Genomic DNA, 14295 nt, shown 5'->3' with positions numbered 1-14295 from the left:
GCATTAGCTCGGCTTTTTTGTATCTGTAATTCAGTAAACCTTTATATCCAGTCTGCATTTATTTCAACCCATGCAGACTGGCAATTTAAAAAGTGATTATCACTTACGCTTATTTACTAGTATTCCACAATCCGCCCAACGAACTTAGAAGCCCTTCGCTAGCGCCTTGCTTGTTCAAGTAATCCAAGATGACTGGAGCAAACTGACTGATCATAGATGGGTCTAAACCTAACGTATCGAATGCACTTTTGACTGCACTGATATTCTCAATATTTCCTAGTAAGCTTTGTGCTCCTTGCAAGTTTGAAAGTCCAGGAATCAAAGACTGTAATTCACTACTATTTTCTTGCGAAAGCTGGCTTTGAGCCAAAGCGAGTAGCGCACCACTGCCTCCGGCTGCTTGCTCAGTGGATACTGGTAATTGGCTAGTTAGCATGTCTGTTAATGGAGATGACTCGGTGTTCAAGCTGCTGCCGACCATGTCCATCAGGCCACTTTCTTTACTTTTTTGAGTGACTGAATCTAAGAATGCGTGCGCACTACCAATGTTGATTGATAGGAGTGCTAGAGTTAGGAGTGTTTTACGCATAGTACCTCCAAAGGTTGAGCGTTTTTTAAAAGTGATTTTATTTTTAAAGGCTATCAGAGTGAAAGGTTCAGAGGTGAGAAAGTCTATTCAGTTTAGACAAAAAAACGGCGCTAGTGCGCCGTTTTATTTAATCATAATTGAAAATGGTTTCAATTAGATAATATCTAATAGTTCTACTTCGAAAACTAAAGCTGCAAATGGAGGGATAGCCGCACCAGCGCCACGCTCACCGTACGCAAGATCTTGTGGTACGTATAGCTTCCACTTAGAGCCAACAGGCATTAGTTGTAGTGCCTCTACCCAACCTTTGATTACACCTGTAACAGGGAATTCAGCAGGTTGACCGCGAGATACAGAGCTATCGAATACAGTACCGTCAGTTAGCTCACCGTGGTAGTGAACGCGAACTGAGCTTTCTGCTGTAGGAACTGCACCAGTACCTTCAGAAATGATTTCGTACTGAAGACCAGAGTCTAGAACGTTAACTTCAGGTCGTAGAGCGTTGTCTTTTAGGAACGCTTCGCCTTCTGCTGCCGCAATTTTTGCTGCTTCTTGGCGAGCTGTTTCTGCACGAGTGTGAAGTTCTTGTAGTGCTTTGTTGATTTCATCAATTTCGATTGATGGCATGTCACCAGTTAGTGCTGTTGCAATACCTGCTGCGATAGCATCAACGCTAAGACCTTCAAGACCAGAGCCTGCAAGTTGCTGACCCATTTGCAGACCAATGCCGTAGCTTGCTTTTTGTTCTGCAGTTTCAAATTTAATTTCAGACATGAATGTCGCTCTTATTAGGAGTGATAAAGGTAACAGGATATCAGTTTCGAGCTTAGGTTTAAATGATTGCGACTGAATGCTTAATTGAGGCGGCCAGGTTGTGACTTATCTCTTACTCCAAGTGAAATTTCTGCTAATTTAATCCCAATTCCATTTTAGTTTGGTGAAAAACATATACTCTCCGCGTCGGTATTTTTATACTGACCGTAGAAGTATTAAGGGACTCATTACAATGAATCGTCGCAGAAAGAAAAAGCAGCAAGTCGACTATGTCGAATTGGTTAAACAAAAATTCGCTGCTATCGACTGGAAGCAGCCGTTCAACAAAGAGCAATGGTTGGAGCGTATACAGCCTGTTAAGCAGTTTTGGTTGCGTCTGCCTAAATTTCATCAGCGTGCTTTGATGGTCTTAGTGCCATTGATTCTGGTACTCCTTGTCATTCCTTTGCCAAATAAAACAGATCAACCAGTTGAGCAGACTGAGGTCGATCATCAACGCGTAGCGATTGAGCTGAACGCGCAGAGTTTAAGCCAGCAGAGAACCTCTCAGAACTCTGGACCGAAATCTGAAGACTGGAAAGAGTACACGGTTAAAAATGGTGATACATTAGCGCAGGTTTTCAGAAGTAATCAGCTCTCTATGGCGGATCTTAGCGCTCTGGTCAAAATAGAAGGCAGTGATAAGCCGCTAAGCCAAATAAAGCAGGGACAATTGATTCGCTTTAAGCTTAGTGACGAAGGTGAGTTAGATATGCTACAGCTGGAAAAAAGCGGGCGGTCCGTTATGTTTTTCCGTTTATCGGATGGGACCTTTGGACGTAACAAGTAAACGCTTCAAATGAAAAGACGCGAAGATATCGCGTCTTTTTAGTCAGTTTTTCATAGCGATTAGTTTTCATAGTAACCAATCGAGTTGAAGCTTATAGCGCTACGGATTCTTTCCGCATATCCACATGAGGGATACCATCTTCAAGATAGCACTCTGAGATAACCTTGAATCCATGACTAGCATAAAACTGGATGAGATGCTCTTGAGCTCCTATATCAATCGTCTGTCCTGGCCACAATATTTCACACTGTGTTAATGCCTCTTCCAGCAACTTATGTCCCAGACCATCACCACGCGCAGTTTGTTTGGTGACGACTCGACCAATGCTCACATTGTCATACGTCGTGCCAGCGGGTAGCAATCGTGCGCAAGCAACAAGTTCATCACCGTGGTAACCTATTAGATGATAAACACCTTCCAGTGTGTCTTTGCCATCCAGTTCAGGATAAGGGCAGGTTTGTTCAACGACGAATACATCCACACGTAATTTCATCATTGTATACAATTGTGTGGTTGTCAGTTGAGCAAAGGGCAAAGTAATCCAAGTTAGCATGTTGTCATCCGTCATGAGAGTAGAGTGACTGACTTTACTTTGTTTTGTACTCATACTCATTAACAAAGGTTAATTAGCACTGGTTTTCCCACCAAATCTGGTGATAATGTGCCCTCTTTTCATCTCACCTGAGGATATTCCCGTGAGCAAACAAACTTTTGATCAAGTCGGGCTAAACCCAGCGTTACTCGCCACACTTGATTCCCTGAACTACACCCACATGACGCCAATTCAAGCTTTGAGTTTGCCTGCAATCCTAAAACATCGTGATGTCATCGGGCAGGGTAAAACGGGCTCAGGTAAAACCGCTGCATTTGGTTTGGGTGTTTTATCGAACCTTAACGTCAAACGTTTTCGTGTCCAGTCATTAGTATTGTGTCCAACTCGTGAGCTTGCGGATCAAGTCGCGAAGGAAATTCGTACTTTAGGTCGTGGCATTCATAATATTAAAGTGCTTACTCTCTGCGGTGGGATGCCAATGGGGCCACAAATTGGTTCTCTGGAGCATGGTGCGCATATCCTAGTCGGCACACCTGGCCGTATTTTGGATCACCTTGAGAAAGGCCGAATTAACCTTAGCGAGCTGAATACTTTGGTGCTGGACGAAGCTGATCGCATGTTGGACATGGGTTTCCAAGACGCATTAGATGCGATTATTGATGCAGCGCCAAAGCAGCGTCAAACTCTACTTTTCAGTGCTACTTTCCCAGAGAAAATTGAGCAAATTGCGCAGCGTATCATGCAGACGCCTGAAGTGATTAAGGTGGAATCGACGCACGATACCTCAAGCATTGCTCAGCATTTCTATAAAGTTGAAGGCTCGGAAGCGCGTGATGAAGCGTTGGCGAACTTGCTACTGACTCACCAACCAGAGTCCGCTGTGGTTTTTTGCAATACCAAAAAAGAAGTGCAAAGTGTCGCAGATGAGTTGCATCGCAAAGGGTTCAGCGTTATCGATATCCATGGGGATTTAGAACAGCGTGAACGCGATCAAGCATTGGTGCAGTTTGCTAACAAGAGTGTTTCTATCCTTGTCGCAACAGACGTCGCGGCGCGTGGTTTGGACGTAGATAACCTTGATGCAGTCTTTAACTTTGAGCTATCGCGCGATCCTGAGGTTCATGTACACCGTATCGGTCGTACAGGCCGTGCAGGTAGTAAAGGTTTGGCGTTCAGCTTCTTTGGAGAGAAAGACGGTTTGCGTGTAGCTCGTATTGAAGAATACCTGGACATGGACGTGGTACCAGCAACATTGCCTGCCAAATCAAATCAGCAGCCATACCAAGCGAAGATGGTGACGATTAACATTGATGGCGGTAAGAAACAGAAAGTACGACCGGGAGATATCTTAGGATGTCTGACTGGAAAAAATGGTATCCCAGGCTCTCAAGTTGGCAAGATTCACCTTTTCCCGATGCGCGCCTACGTTGCCGTCGAAAAGTCTGTGGCTAAAAAGGCTCTACAGACCATTAGTAACGGCAAGATGAAAGGGCGCCAGTTCCGGGCGCGAATTCTTAAATAGCTCAAATAGCAGAGAAAAAGCTCTTCGTTTGAAGAGCTTTTTTCTTTTTTGAGTTTATTTGAGAGTGTGATCTTTGGTTAAGCGTGCTTTGATTCGACTCAAACTGATTGGCGTGATCCCAAGATAAGCAGCTATTTGGCTATCGGTAATACGTAGCTTTAAGTCTGGGTAATGAGCGCAAAATAATTGATATCGTTCCTCTGGAGAGTAGAGCAACATAAAGCGTTCTTTATTCTCTTTATTAACCAGTTGGTTTTCGAGTAGCTTTAAGTAAATGGCGTGCTTTTCTGCTCGCCAGTGATGCAACGTTTCAATTGGCAAGCAAAATAGCTGACAAGCGCTCAGCGTTTCCAATAAGTAAGGCGAAGGTTGGTCCTTTATTATGCTCTCAAACCCGATAACCCAGTCCTTCTCCCAATAAAATTCTTTACTGAATTCTTTGCCGTGCTCCGTGAGATAGCTTGCGTGGCATAACCCCTCAATAATGAAGTACAGATGTGAGCTAAACTCCCCTTGGTGATTAAGAATGTGGCGTGTAGGCAGTTCGAGCAACTCACCATTTTCAATAAGTTGGTTTGCTTCTGTGTCTAAGAAGCCATGATTGACTAAGTCTGAAAAAAGATCGCTGTGCATGTGATAACTCAGAAACGGTTTTCTTTATTTTAACGGGTTTTATTGATAACGAAAAAGCGGCTCATGAGAGCCGCTTAGTGTTGTTGTCAAATCAACCTTATTTATTCAGATCGATTTGATAAATTGCGAAACCAATGTCGTCTGTTGACACGCGTTTCATTGGGTATTGTCCTTTCTCTTTGATGAACTGCGCCGCTTTATCGCTAGGGGAGGTTTCGAAACGAATATCTAGCTTGTTATCGGACTTAATCGGTGCGAAAGACCAGTTGTTGTCAGCGCTTGGTGTCACTTCTCCTTTTTCTTCACTCACGCGAGAAATATAAGTGGCGACGACAGAGCGGTTTTCATCTGGTGCGTCAAATGCAATGAAATCTGGGCCTGTACCAGGGAAAGTATTGCTATAAGCACGGTAGTTATTGGTTGCGATAATGAAATCTTGCTTCGGATTGACAGGCTTACCATTAAACGTCAGATTCACGATACGCTGAGAATCTGGATTAATCACTTTACAATCCGCATCGTACTTCGGCGGTTGGGTAACGTCGACTTGGTAGTTAACCCCATCAATAACATCGAAGTTGTACGTACGGAAATTATCCCAATCAATCAAAGATTGCGGTTCAGGATTGTTGATGTCGATGTGGTTGAATTGACCCGCACTGCACTCTAGCCATTCGCGAACTTCTTTACCTTTCACTTTCATCGCAACCAAGGTGTTTGGGTATAAGTAAAGATCGGCCGCATTACGGAAGGTGAGCTGACCGGACTCTACTTCTGTAAAGTTATTCGGATCGTTCTTACGACCGCCGACTTTAAATGGTGCTGCCGCACTCAGTACTGGAATGTCAGAAAGGTCTGGGTCGCCTTGAATAAAGCGTTCTACGTAGTCTTTCTGAGCAAGGTTAACGATTTGAATGGTGGGGTCGTCCTGCACTAATGCCAAGAAGCTGTACATGACATCATTTGCTTTGCCGATTGGTTGGTTTACAAATTCACGAGTGCCTTTGTGATCTTCTTCTAACGCTTTCACAATATCTGCATCGGCTTTAGCTAATGACTTCTTATTTACTTTATCGAAGATAGGGCGTGCTTCTGCTTGGCCTTCGACGACTTGCCATCTGCCGTCTTTCTCTTTCAGCATCAAATCCATCACACCTACGTGACTTCCCCAGCGGCCCGGCATCACGGACGTTACACCATTGATGGTCCCTTTATCTATATCAACACCAGGTAGGTTTGCGAAGTCTTTCCCTGGGAAGACTGCGTGAGAGTGGCCAAAAGCAATCGCATCAATACCTTCAACTTCTGTGAGGTAGTAAACAGAGTTTTCAGCGCCTAGTTTGTATGGATCAGTAGAAATGCCCGAGTGTGGAATCGCCACAATCACGTCTGCGCCTTCTTTCTTCATTTGAGGAATCAGTTTCTCTGCTGTTTCCTTAATGTCTTTAGCAAAGACTTTGCCTTCTAAGTTTTTTTTATCCCACACCATAATTTGTGGTGGTACAAAGCCGATGTAACCCACTTTTATTTGATGCGCTTCGCCGTTTGTGTCTTTAAATGTGTGAGTTTTGATGAGGTAAGGCTTGAAGTAATGCTCACCGGTTTGTTTATCAAATACGTTTGCATTGATGTAAGGGAAGTTTGCCCCCTTCAACGTCGTTTGTAGGAAATCTAAGCCATAGTTGAACTCATGATTGCCAATGTTGCCCACATCGTAGTCTAGCTTGTTCATCGCTTTGTAGACTGGGTGCACGTCGCCGGGATTAATCCCCTTTGCCGCCATGTAATCGCCCATTGGGCTGCCCTGAATTAAATCGCCGTTATCTACTAGTACCGTGTTTTCTGCCTCAGACTTAGCCTGTTTCACTATTGTCGCAGCGCGACTTAAACCGATTTGCTGTGATGGTTGGTCTTTGTAGTAATCGTAATCCATCACGTTGGTGTGAATGTCGGTGGTTTCGATAATACGAAGCTTGATAGTATCGGCCATTGCTGGGCCAGCAAGCGTTAGCATGCCACTTAAAACTGCGAGGGAAATAGGATGAACTGCCACTTTCATTTGGTGCTCCAATTCAATGATAAGGGGAAATCGTACTGCGTAATGTATCAAACACAGGTGCAACTCGATGATAAAGATACAGAAAACTGTGAACATTAATCAGTTTACTGAACCTTATTCATATTAACCGCCGACTTTTTCACGCTTTTGAATGAGACCAAACAAAAACTTCTTAGCAGATTTTTGAATAAAAAATGAAATTTTAGAATTTCAGGTAATATAAACGCCCCGCCATAATGCTTGCATAACGATATCAATGGACGATGAGCAAGCACATGGCAACGAACGATTCAGTCACTTCTTTTCCTAAACCAAAGCCCCGGTTAGTTTCTGACAACCCAGTCGCTGGTGTTACTCGTTTTGCAAAGCAATCGCTACAGCCTGGTGAAGTCGCCTTAGTAGGTGCAGGACCAGGCGATCCTGAACTTCTGACGGTGAAAGCACTGAACTGCTTGCAGCAAGCTGACGTGGTTTTGTACGACTACTTGGTGTCTGAAGAAATCATGGCATTGATTCCAAGCGATACGATTTTGGTGTGCGTTGGGAAGCGAGCTGGGCATCACAGTGTGCCGCAGGAGAAGACGAATCAGCTTTTGGTGGATTTTGCCAAGCAGGGCTACAAAGTAGTGCGCATTAAAGGTGGGGATCCGTTTGTATTCGGTCGTGGTGGTGAAGAGTTAGAAGTGCTTGCTGATACCGGCGTTCGTTTTCAAGTTGTCCCTGGCATTACCGCAGCAGCTGGCGCAACCGCTTATGCTGGTATTCCACTGACTCATCGTGATTATGCGCAATCGGCCATCTTTGTGACTGGCCACTTGAAAGAAGAAAGTGATGAGATGGATTGGTCCACGTTGGCGCGTGGGAATCAGACTTTAGTGATCTACATGGGGCTGATGAAATCACACTATATTCAGAATCAACTCATTAAGCATGGTCGTTCAGCGTCGACTCCGATTGCCATTATTGAGCGTGGCACGCAGATTCAACAAAAAGTATTTACGGGAGAACTCTCCCAACTCTCTGATTTATCGAAGGAAGCACAGTCGCCATCTTTGATTGTTGTCGGAGAGGTAGTGCGACTGTCTCAAAAGTTAGACTGGTTTTTGTCTAGTACTGAATTCAACAAAAGTGCTATTGCCAACTCCATATAATTTCAGACCAAAGATTAGAGACGTAATGCGCCTTCAAGCTTAAAAAGGAAATACAAAACATGGACCAACAACGTTTAACTCACCTTAAACAACTCGAAGCGGAGAGTATCCACATCATCCGTGAAGTTGCGGCTGAGTTTGATAACCCAGTCATGATGTATTCGATTGGTAAAGACTCATCAGTGATGCTGCACCTAGCGCGTAAAGCTTTTTACCCAGGTAAGATTCCATTTCCATTGCTGCATGTCGACACCGATTGGAAGTTCCGCGAGATGATTGAATTTCGTGATCGCACCGCGGCCAAATACGGTTTTGAGCTTTTGGTACATAAGAATCCAGAAGGTCTAGCCATGGGCTGTAGTCCGTTTGTTCATGGTTCTTCTAAGCACACTGACATCATGAAGACTCAAGGCTTAAAACAAGCGCTGAACAAGTACGGTTTTGATGCGGCCTTTGGTGGCGCGCGCCGCGATGAAGAGAAATCACGGGCGAAAGAGCGTGTGTATTCATTCCGCGATAAGAACCATACATGGGACCCTAAAAACCAACGTCCTGAGCTATGGAAGACGTACAACGGTCAGGTTAATAAGGGTGAGAGCATTCGTGTATTCCCGCTGTCTAACTGGACTGAGCTTGATATCTGGCAATACATCTATTTAGAAAACATCGAGATCGTGCCGCTTTACCTCGCGGACAAACGCCCAGTTGTTGAACGCGATGGCATGCTGATCATGGTTGATGATGATCGTATGGAGCTTCAACCGGGTGAAGTGATTGAAGAGAAGAGTGTGCGCTTCCGTACCCTTGGTTGTTATCCATTGACTGGGGCCATCGAGTCTGAAGCAAACACTTTAACTGGCATTATCGAAGAGATGCTGGTGGCAACGTCGAGTGAGCGCCAAGGCCGAGCGATCGACCACGATCAGTCAGGATCGATGGAGCTTAAGAAACGTCAAGGTTACTTCTAAAGGATCTAAGGAAAGATAATGAACAGTGCAGTTGAAGCTCAATTAGCCGAGCTTGGTATCGAAGGCTATTTAACACAACACCAGTACAAGTCGTTACTTAGATTCTTGACTTGTGGCTCGGTGGATGACGGTAAAAGTACATTAATCGGTCGCTTACTCCATGACTCAAAACAAATTTATGAAGATCAGCTAGCGGCAGTGCACTCAGACAGCCAACGTGTGGGCACCACGGGTGAAAAGCCCGACCTTGCGTTGTTGGTCGATGGCTTACAAGCTGAGCGCGAGCAGGGGATCACGATTGATGTGGCTTACCGCTATTTCTCGACGCAGAAACGTAAATTCATCATTGCAGATACTCCTGGACACGAGCAGTACACACGTAACATGGCTACAGGTGCATCGACATGTGACTTAGCTGTGATTCTGGTTGATGCACGTAAGGGCATTCTCGATCAAACTCGTCGTCACTCTTTCATTTCCAACCTGTTGGGTTTGAAGCACTTTGTTGTGGCGATCAACAAGATGGACTTAGTGGATTACTCCCAAGAGCGCTTTGAAGAGATCCGCGATGAGTATCTGAAGTTCTCTGAGAATCTGACAGGGGATATTGATATTCAAATCATCCCGATCTCAGCGCTTGAAGGGGACAATGTGGTGGATAAAGGCCAAAACCTGACTTGGTTTAAAGGCCCATCATTGCTTGAGCTTCTTGAAACGGTCGATGTGGATCAAGAAAAAGGCGCGGGTGAATTCCGCTTCCCTGTGCAATACGTTAATCGTCCTAACCTCGATTTCCGTGGTTTTGCGGGGACCATTTCTTCTGGTTCGATCAAAGTCGGTGATGCCATTAAAGCATTGCCATCGGGTAAAACGTCAACTGTGGCTCGTATTGTGACCTTTGATGGTGATATCGAAGAAGCTCGTGCCGGATTAGCTGTCACTCTGACGCTAAGCGATGAGATCGATATTAGCCGTGGCGACTTAATTGTTCTAGATAATGCTCAAGTGGAAACCACAAACCATTTGCTTGCCGATGTGGTGTGGATGACAGAGCAACCCCTGCAACCGGGTCGTGACTATGACATCAAAATCGCAGGTAAGAAAACCGTAGGTCATGTTGAAGCGATTCGTCATCAATATGACATTAATAATCTCTCGACTCATAGCTCGGCAGAGCTGCCATTGAATGGTATTGGTTTGTGTGAATGGTCTCTTAATGAGTCAGTCGCGCTGGACAATTATCAAGACTGTGCAGATACCGGTGGCTTTATCATTATCGATCGTCTGACAAACGTGACGGTTGGTGCCGGCATGGTTAAAGAGAGCCTCGCCGTGGTTGAGCGCGATTTGACGGACATCTCTGCGTTTGAAGTTGAGCTTAATGCGCTTGTCCGTAAACACTTCCCACACTGGGAAGCAAAAGACGTCAGCCAGTTTCTGAAAAAGTAACTGGCTTACCCAAGTACGATAATTTCAGGCTCTGTCTGCTGTTGTACTTGGGGCGTCGCTACCTAACTGAATTGCGAAATGTCGTTAGGTATTCTCCTAATACCAGAATGCTTCGGTGGAGCCCAAGAAAACCGAGCATTCTGATGTTCTTTTCGCTTGCGCTGATTTTTGTCTGTTTACTCGTTTGTCGGTGTTTCATGGATAAATGAGTCGTTGTTGTGCCCTTTGGGGCTATTTGGTAAGGAAAGGCTATGTGGGAACAAGGGTTTGTGTTAGCGATTTTGCTTGGCATTATCACTTGCTTGCTTGTCACGAAAATTAAGCCTAGTTATGTCTTTGCGGGGGCCGCTTTTATTGCATTCATGGCTGGGATGATGGATTCAGCCACTATCGCATCCAATTTTACCAACTCTTCATTGTTAACCCTGGTTCTATTGATTCTTGCATCCTGTGCTCTAGAAAAAACACTGCTGATCAGTTGGGTGAGCCGAAGTATCTCTGAGGGCCAGTTAGGCAGCGTGATTGCTAAGCTCGGCGTATCGACAGCCTTGCTCTCTTCATTTACGAATAATACCGCTGTGGTTGTTTCATTGATTGGGGCGATTAAGCGTAATCAGCAGCATGCACCTTCGAAATTACTTATCCCCTTGTCTTACGCCGCCATTTTTGGTGGCACATTAACTTTGATTGGTACGTCGACTAACTTAATCATCAACAGCTTTGTCGAAGACGCAGGCTTACCGAGCCTGAGCTTTTTTACACCTACGATGATAGGTTTGGCTGTGCTGGTGGGAGGGATGCTGATTCTTATTCCACTGAGCTACTTGCTACCGAATTATGATGATCAAAACCAAGAAGATTTACCTTACTTTCTTGAGTCTCGCGTTGAGCCTGGCTCACCGCTAGTTGGGCGTACGATCAGCGAGAATAATTTACGTGCGCTGCGCAAACTGTTTCTTGCAGAAGTGGTGCGCGATGGTGTTACTGTTTCTTCTGTGGGACCGGATTTTGTGCTCAACGCAAAAGACCGCCTGCTGTTTTGTGGCGATGTTGAGAGCGTCGCGACCCTGCAAGAAATTCCGGGCCTCAAGTTGTTTGGTCAGCAGCACTTAAATGGGCAAAACTTTATCGAAGTTGTGGTGAGCTCGTCGGCGACATTTTGCTACAAAACCCTCAAAGAGAGCCGATTCCGCGACCGATTCGATGCCGTTGTTGTGGCGATTCGCCGAGGCCACGAACGCCTAGAAGGTGGCTTGGGTAGCATTACCTTAGCGCCAGGGGACACGTTAGTTCTGGTTCCAGGCAAGCGTTTTGAGTCTGAACGCCGAGCTCATCGTAAAGAGTTTGTTTTAGTGCATGACTTGGACTCTAGCGCTAGGCTTGATACGAATAAGTCTTCCATTGTATTACTGGGCTTTGCAGCCGTAATTGGATGCGCTCTATTAGAGTTAGTGCCGATTATTAAAGGTCTAGCTGTGTACCTTATCGCGCTTATTGCGTTTGGTATTGTGCAGATTTCAGAACTGCGCCGCCGTTTTCCGATCGATATCGTCGTGATTGTCGGTTCCGCTTTGTCTATTGCTCAACTGATGATCTCTTCTGGATTGTCAGAAAGAATGGGAGTGATGTTTATTGAAGCGTTTAATGGCTGGGGAGTATTTGGTGCGTTGGTGGCGACTTATATCATGACATTGGTACTCACTGAATTGGTGACAAACAATGCCGCGGCTGCGCTTTCTTTTCCTATCGGCTATAGCATGGCGGTGGGTTATGGCGTGGATCCGATGCCATTCATCATGGCGGTTTTGTTCGGCGCGAGTGCGAGCTTTATCTCTCCCTACGGTTACCAAACTAACCTGCTGGTGTACAGCGTAGGAAATTACAAATTGACCGACTACGTGAGAATTGGAGTGCCAATTTCGATTGTGTACTCTGTATTAGTACTTACTTTGATCCCGGTCTTTTTCCCGTTTTAATTCCGATATTTACAAGGATACGTTATGACTGCCGAAACGACGGTAAAAGATGAAAACATTGTTTGGCACCAGCATTCGGTTGATAAAAAGTTTCGTGCTGAATTAAAGAAGCAAAAACCTGCCGTATTGTGGTTCACTGGTTTATCTGGAGCGGGTAAATCAACCGTAGCAGGGGCGTTGGAAAATCGCCTTGCAGCATTGGGTTACCACACCTATTTATTGGATGGTGACAATGTACGGCATGGTTTGTGTAGCGATTTAGGTTTTTCTGAACAGGACCGTCGCGAGAACATTCGTCGCATTGGTGAACTGGCGAAGTTGATGGCAGATGCGGGTTTAATTGTTCTGTCGGCGTTTATTTCACCGCATCGTGCAGAGCGGAAGTTAGTGCGCGATTTATTGCCAGAAGGCGAGTTTATCGAAGTGTATGTCAATGCATCTCTAGAGGTTTGCGAAGGTCGAGATCCTAAGGGTTTATACCGTAAAGCCCGTGCGGGAGAGATTCCTAATTTCACTGGTATTGATTCGGAATATCAAGCGCCAGAGAACCCTGAAATCGATTTGCCCGCGGGAGAAAAGAGTGTCGATGAGCTGGTAGATTTGTGCTTAATCGATCTTAAACAACGCGGTGTGATCCGATAAAAAAGCATTTAGATCATAGGTGACCTAAAGCTCTTTGAGCTGCTTGAGAAGTATTTGGATCATAGGTGATCAAATGCTTCTCAAGCTGGCTAGACGGTATGATGAACCGTACTTTTAGCTTCACTATGGACACTAAATCTATGATTTAACAGTGCAAGCATTTGATCGTAGTATTCGGCATGTGGTTTGTTTCCGAGCAAGGTACAGAGCTCATTACCTGTGGGTGTGAAGCGGTAATATAAAAGGCGGACACCTTTGCTGTTTACGTTCAGTGACAAGTTTTTACCTTGGTAGGTGAGGGCCAACGGTGTCTCGATACTAATTTCGCCAGATTCAAGTTCGGCACTGTGCAGCAGCCCTAATTCAATTAAGAGCAACAAGCTTGAATACGGCAGTTGAAAACTTCCCATATTTAGGCTGTTGGCGACGTCTCGCTTGCCGAAGCTAAATATTCCTCCTTGCGCTTTGTAACCAATCAGCAGTTTTCTGCTGTGATCCCCTCCAAAACTGCACGCTAAAGAGGCGGCTCTTTGCAGAGTTTGTGCTTCCTTTGGTGACATATCTTTGAGGGTTTTCAACGCTTTCATGGACGTTGAACCCGGATTGGTCACTTCACGCTTCATCACTTGAGCCCATAGCTTTTGCATCGCGCTGTTATGGATGTCTTGAGCCATCTCAAAAAATCGATGCAACCAATCTTGGTCTGGCTCTCCCGCTGTCTCATCTCGGCATGAACTGTGCGCTAATTTTAAAATCTGTTCTAAGTTTTTTTGTCGCTGTTCTTGGCGTCTTTGCTCTCGCAATTGGGCTCTTTCAAACGCAGATTTGGCTGGCGGTTCGGTTTGCAGTAAGGCGTCAAGACCGTGTATTTGGGCTATGGTTTTTACCTTACTAGCACTGTCTTTTATGTAGCCTTGTTTCTTTTCTTGTTGCGTATTTTTTTTTGTGTCTGACTGATGTTCGATGACAACAGGTTGCTTTGTCGGGTCTGCCATTCGTTTTCCTACCAAGAACTGCGCGGTTCGCACGTTTAAATTTACACCTTATCTGACCAAGCGACCAGACAGGAGTTCTCAGTTTTTGAACGAATAGGGCTATTCAAAATGATAATGAGTTGTTAAAATTGTTATCGTTATTTTGGAGGGGCTAT

13 protein-coding genes are annotated in these 14295 nt (G+C 45.1%); 7 read left to right on the top strand and 6 right to left on the bottom strand.

Annotation, left to right across the window (positions count from 1 at the left end):
* Positions 1-109: 109 nt before the first annotated feature.
* Positions 110-589, bottom strand: coding sequence for a DUF2780 domain-containing protein (locus R7D93_RS14260; RefSeq protein ID WP_017820297.1), 480 nt, complete (start codon positions 587-589; stop codon positions 110-112).
* Between the two features lie 153 nt (positions 590-742).
* Complete coding sequence (locus R7D93_RS14255) at positions 743-1363, bottom strand: FKBP-type peptidyl-prolyl cis-trans isomerase (RefSeq protein WP_005383137.1); 621 nt, start codon at positions 1361-1363, stop codon at positions 743-745.
* A gap of 232 nt (positions 1364-1595) precedes the next feature.
* Between R7D93_RS14255 and R7D93_RS14250 the strand changes: the two genes are divergently transcribed.
* Complete coding sequence (locus R7D93_RS14250) at positions 1596-2192, top strand: LysM-like peptidoglycan-binding domain-containing protein (protein ID WP_017820296.1); 597 nt, start codon at positions 1596-1598, stop codon at positions 2190-2192.
* A 91-nt stretch (positions 2193-2283) separates the two neighbouring features.
* Here R7D93_RS14250 and R7D93_RS14245 read toward each other — a convergent pair whose 3' ends face one another.
* Positions 2284-2745: a GNAT family N-acetyltransferase gene (locus R7D93_RS14245; RefSeq protein WP_225496818.1), complete on the bottom strand. Its 462-nt coding sequence runs from the start codon at positions 2743-2745 to the stop codon at positions 2284-2286.
* Between the two features lie 142 nt (positions 2746-2887).
* Here R7D93_RS14245 and dbpA point away from each other — a divergent pair, with 142 nt between their 5' ends.
* Positions 2888-4267: an ATP-dependent RNA helicase DbpA gene (gene dbpA / locus R7D93_RS14240; RefSeq protein ID WP_225496746.1), complete on the top strand. Its 1380-nt coding sequence runs from the start codon at positions 2888-2890 to the stop codon at positions 4265-4267.
* A 54-nt stretch (positions 4268-4321) separates the two neighbouring features.
* Here dbpA and R7D93_RS14235 read toward each other — a convergent pair whose 3' ends face one another.
* Both R7D93_RS14235 and cpdB read right to left on the bottom strand, forming a co-directional pair.
* Positions 4322-4900: a Crp/Fnr family transcriptional regulator gene (locus tag R7D93_RS14235; protein ID WP_225496748.1), complete on the bottom strand. Its 579-nt coding sequence runs from the start codon at positions 4898-4900 to the stop codon at positions 4322-4324.
* A 97-nt stretch (positions 4901-4997) separates the two neighbouring features.
* Entirely contained in the window at positions 4998-6959 is a 1962-nt protein-coding gene (gene cpdB, locus R7D93_RS14230) for a 2',3'-cyclic-nucleotide 2'-phosphodiesterase (protein ID WP_225496750.1), read from the bottom strand.
* 275 nt (positions 6960-7234) lie between these two features.
* Between cpdB and cobA the strand changes: the two genes are divergently transcribed.
* From cobA to cysC, 5 genes are all read left to right on the top strand, one after another.
* Entirely contained in the window at positions 7235-8110 is an 876-nt protein-coding gene (gene cobA / locus R7D93_RS14225) for a uroporphyrinogen-III C-methyltransferase (RefSeq protein WP_213868556.1), read from the top strand.
* A 59-nt stretch (positions 8111-8169) separates the two neighbouring features.
* Positions 8170-9078 carry a sulfate adenylyltransferase subunit CysD gene (gene cysD / locus R7D93_RS14220; protein WP_005379592.1) on the top strand — a complete coding sequence of 303 codons (909 nt, stop codon included), beginning with the start codon at positions 8170-8172 and terminating at the stop codon, positions 9076-9078.
* A gap of 18 nt (positions 9079-9096) precedes the next feature.
* Entirely contained in the window at positions 9097-10527 is a 1431-nt protein-coding gene (gene cysN / locus R7D93_RS14215) for a sulfate adenylyltransferase subunit CysN (protein WP_017633444.1), read from the top strand.
* A 251-nt stretch (positions 10528-10778) separates the two neighbouring features.
* Positions 10779-12503: an SLC13 family permease gene (locus R7D93_RS14210; protein ID WP_017820289.1), complete on the top strand. Its 1725-nt coding sequence runs from the start codon at positions 10779-10781 to the stop codon at positions 12501-12503.
* A gap of 24 nt (positions 12504-12527) precedes the next feature.
* On the top strand, positions 12528-13145 hold the full coding sequence (gene cysC, locus R7D93_RS14205; protein WP_225467945.1) for an adenylyl-sulfate kinase: 618 nt from the start codon (positions 12528-12530) through the stop codon (positions 13143-13145).
* An 89-nt stretch (positions 13146-13234) separates the two neighbouring features.
* Here cysC and R7D93_RS14200 read toward each other — a convergent pair whose 3' ends face one another.
* On the bottom strand, positions 13235-14140 hold the full coding sequence (locus tag R7D93_RS14200; protein WP_064353580.1) for a TIGR03899 family protein: 906 nt from the start codon (positions 14138-14140) through the stop codon (positions 13235-13237).
* Positions 14141-14295 lie beyond the last annotated feature (155 nt).

The sequence above is a fragment of the Vibrio sp. YT-15 genome (assembly GCF_033337445.1).
In the GTDB taxonomy this organism is placed as follows: domain Bacteria; phylum Pseudomonadota; class Gammaproteobacteria; order Enterobacterales; family Vibrionaceae; genus Vibrio; species Vibrio alginolyticus.
This window is presented reverse-complemented; position numbering and strand designations above follow the sequence as displayed.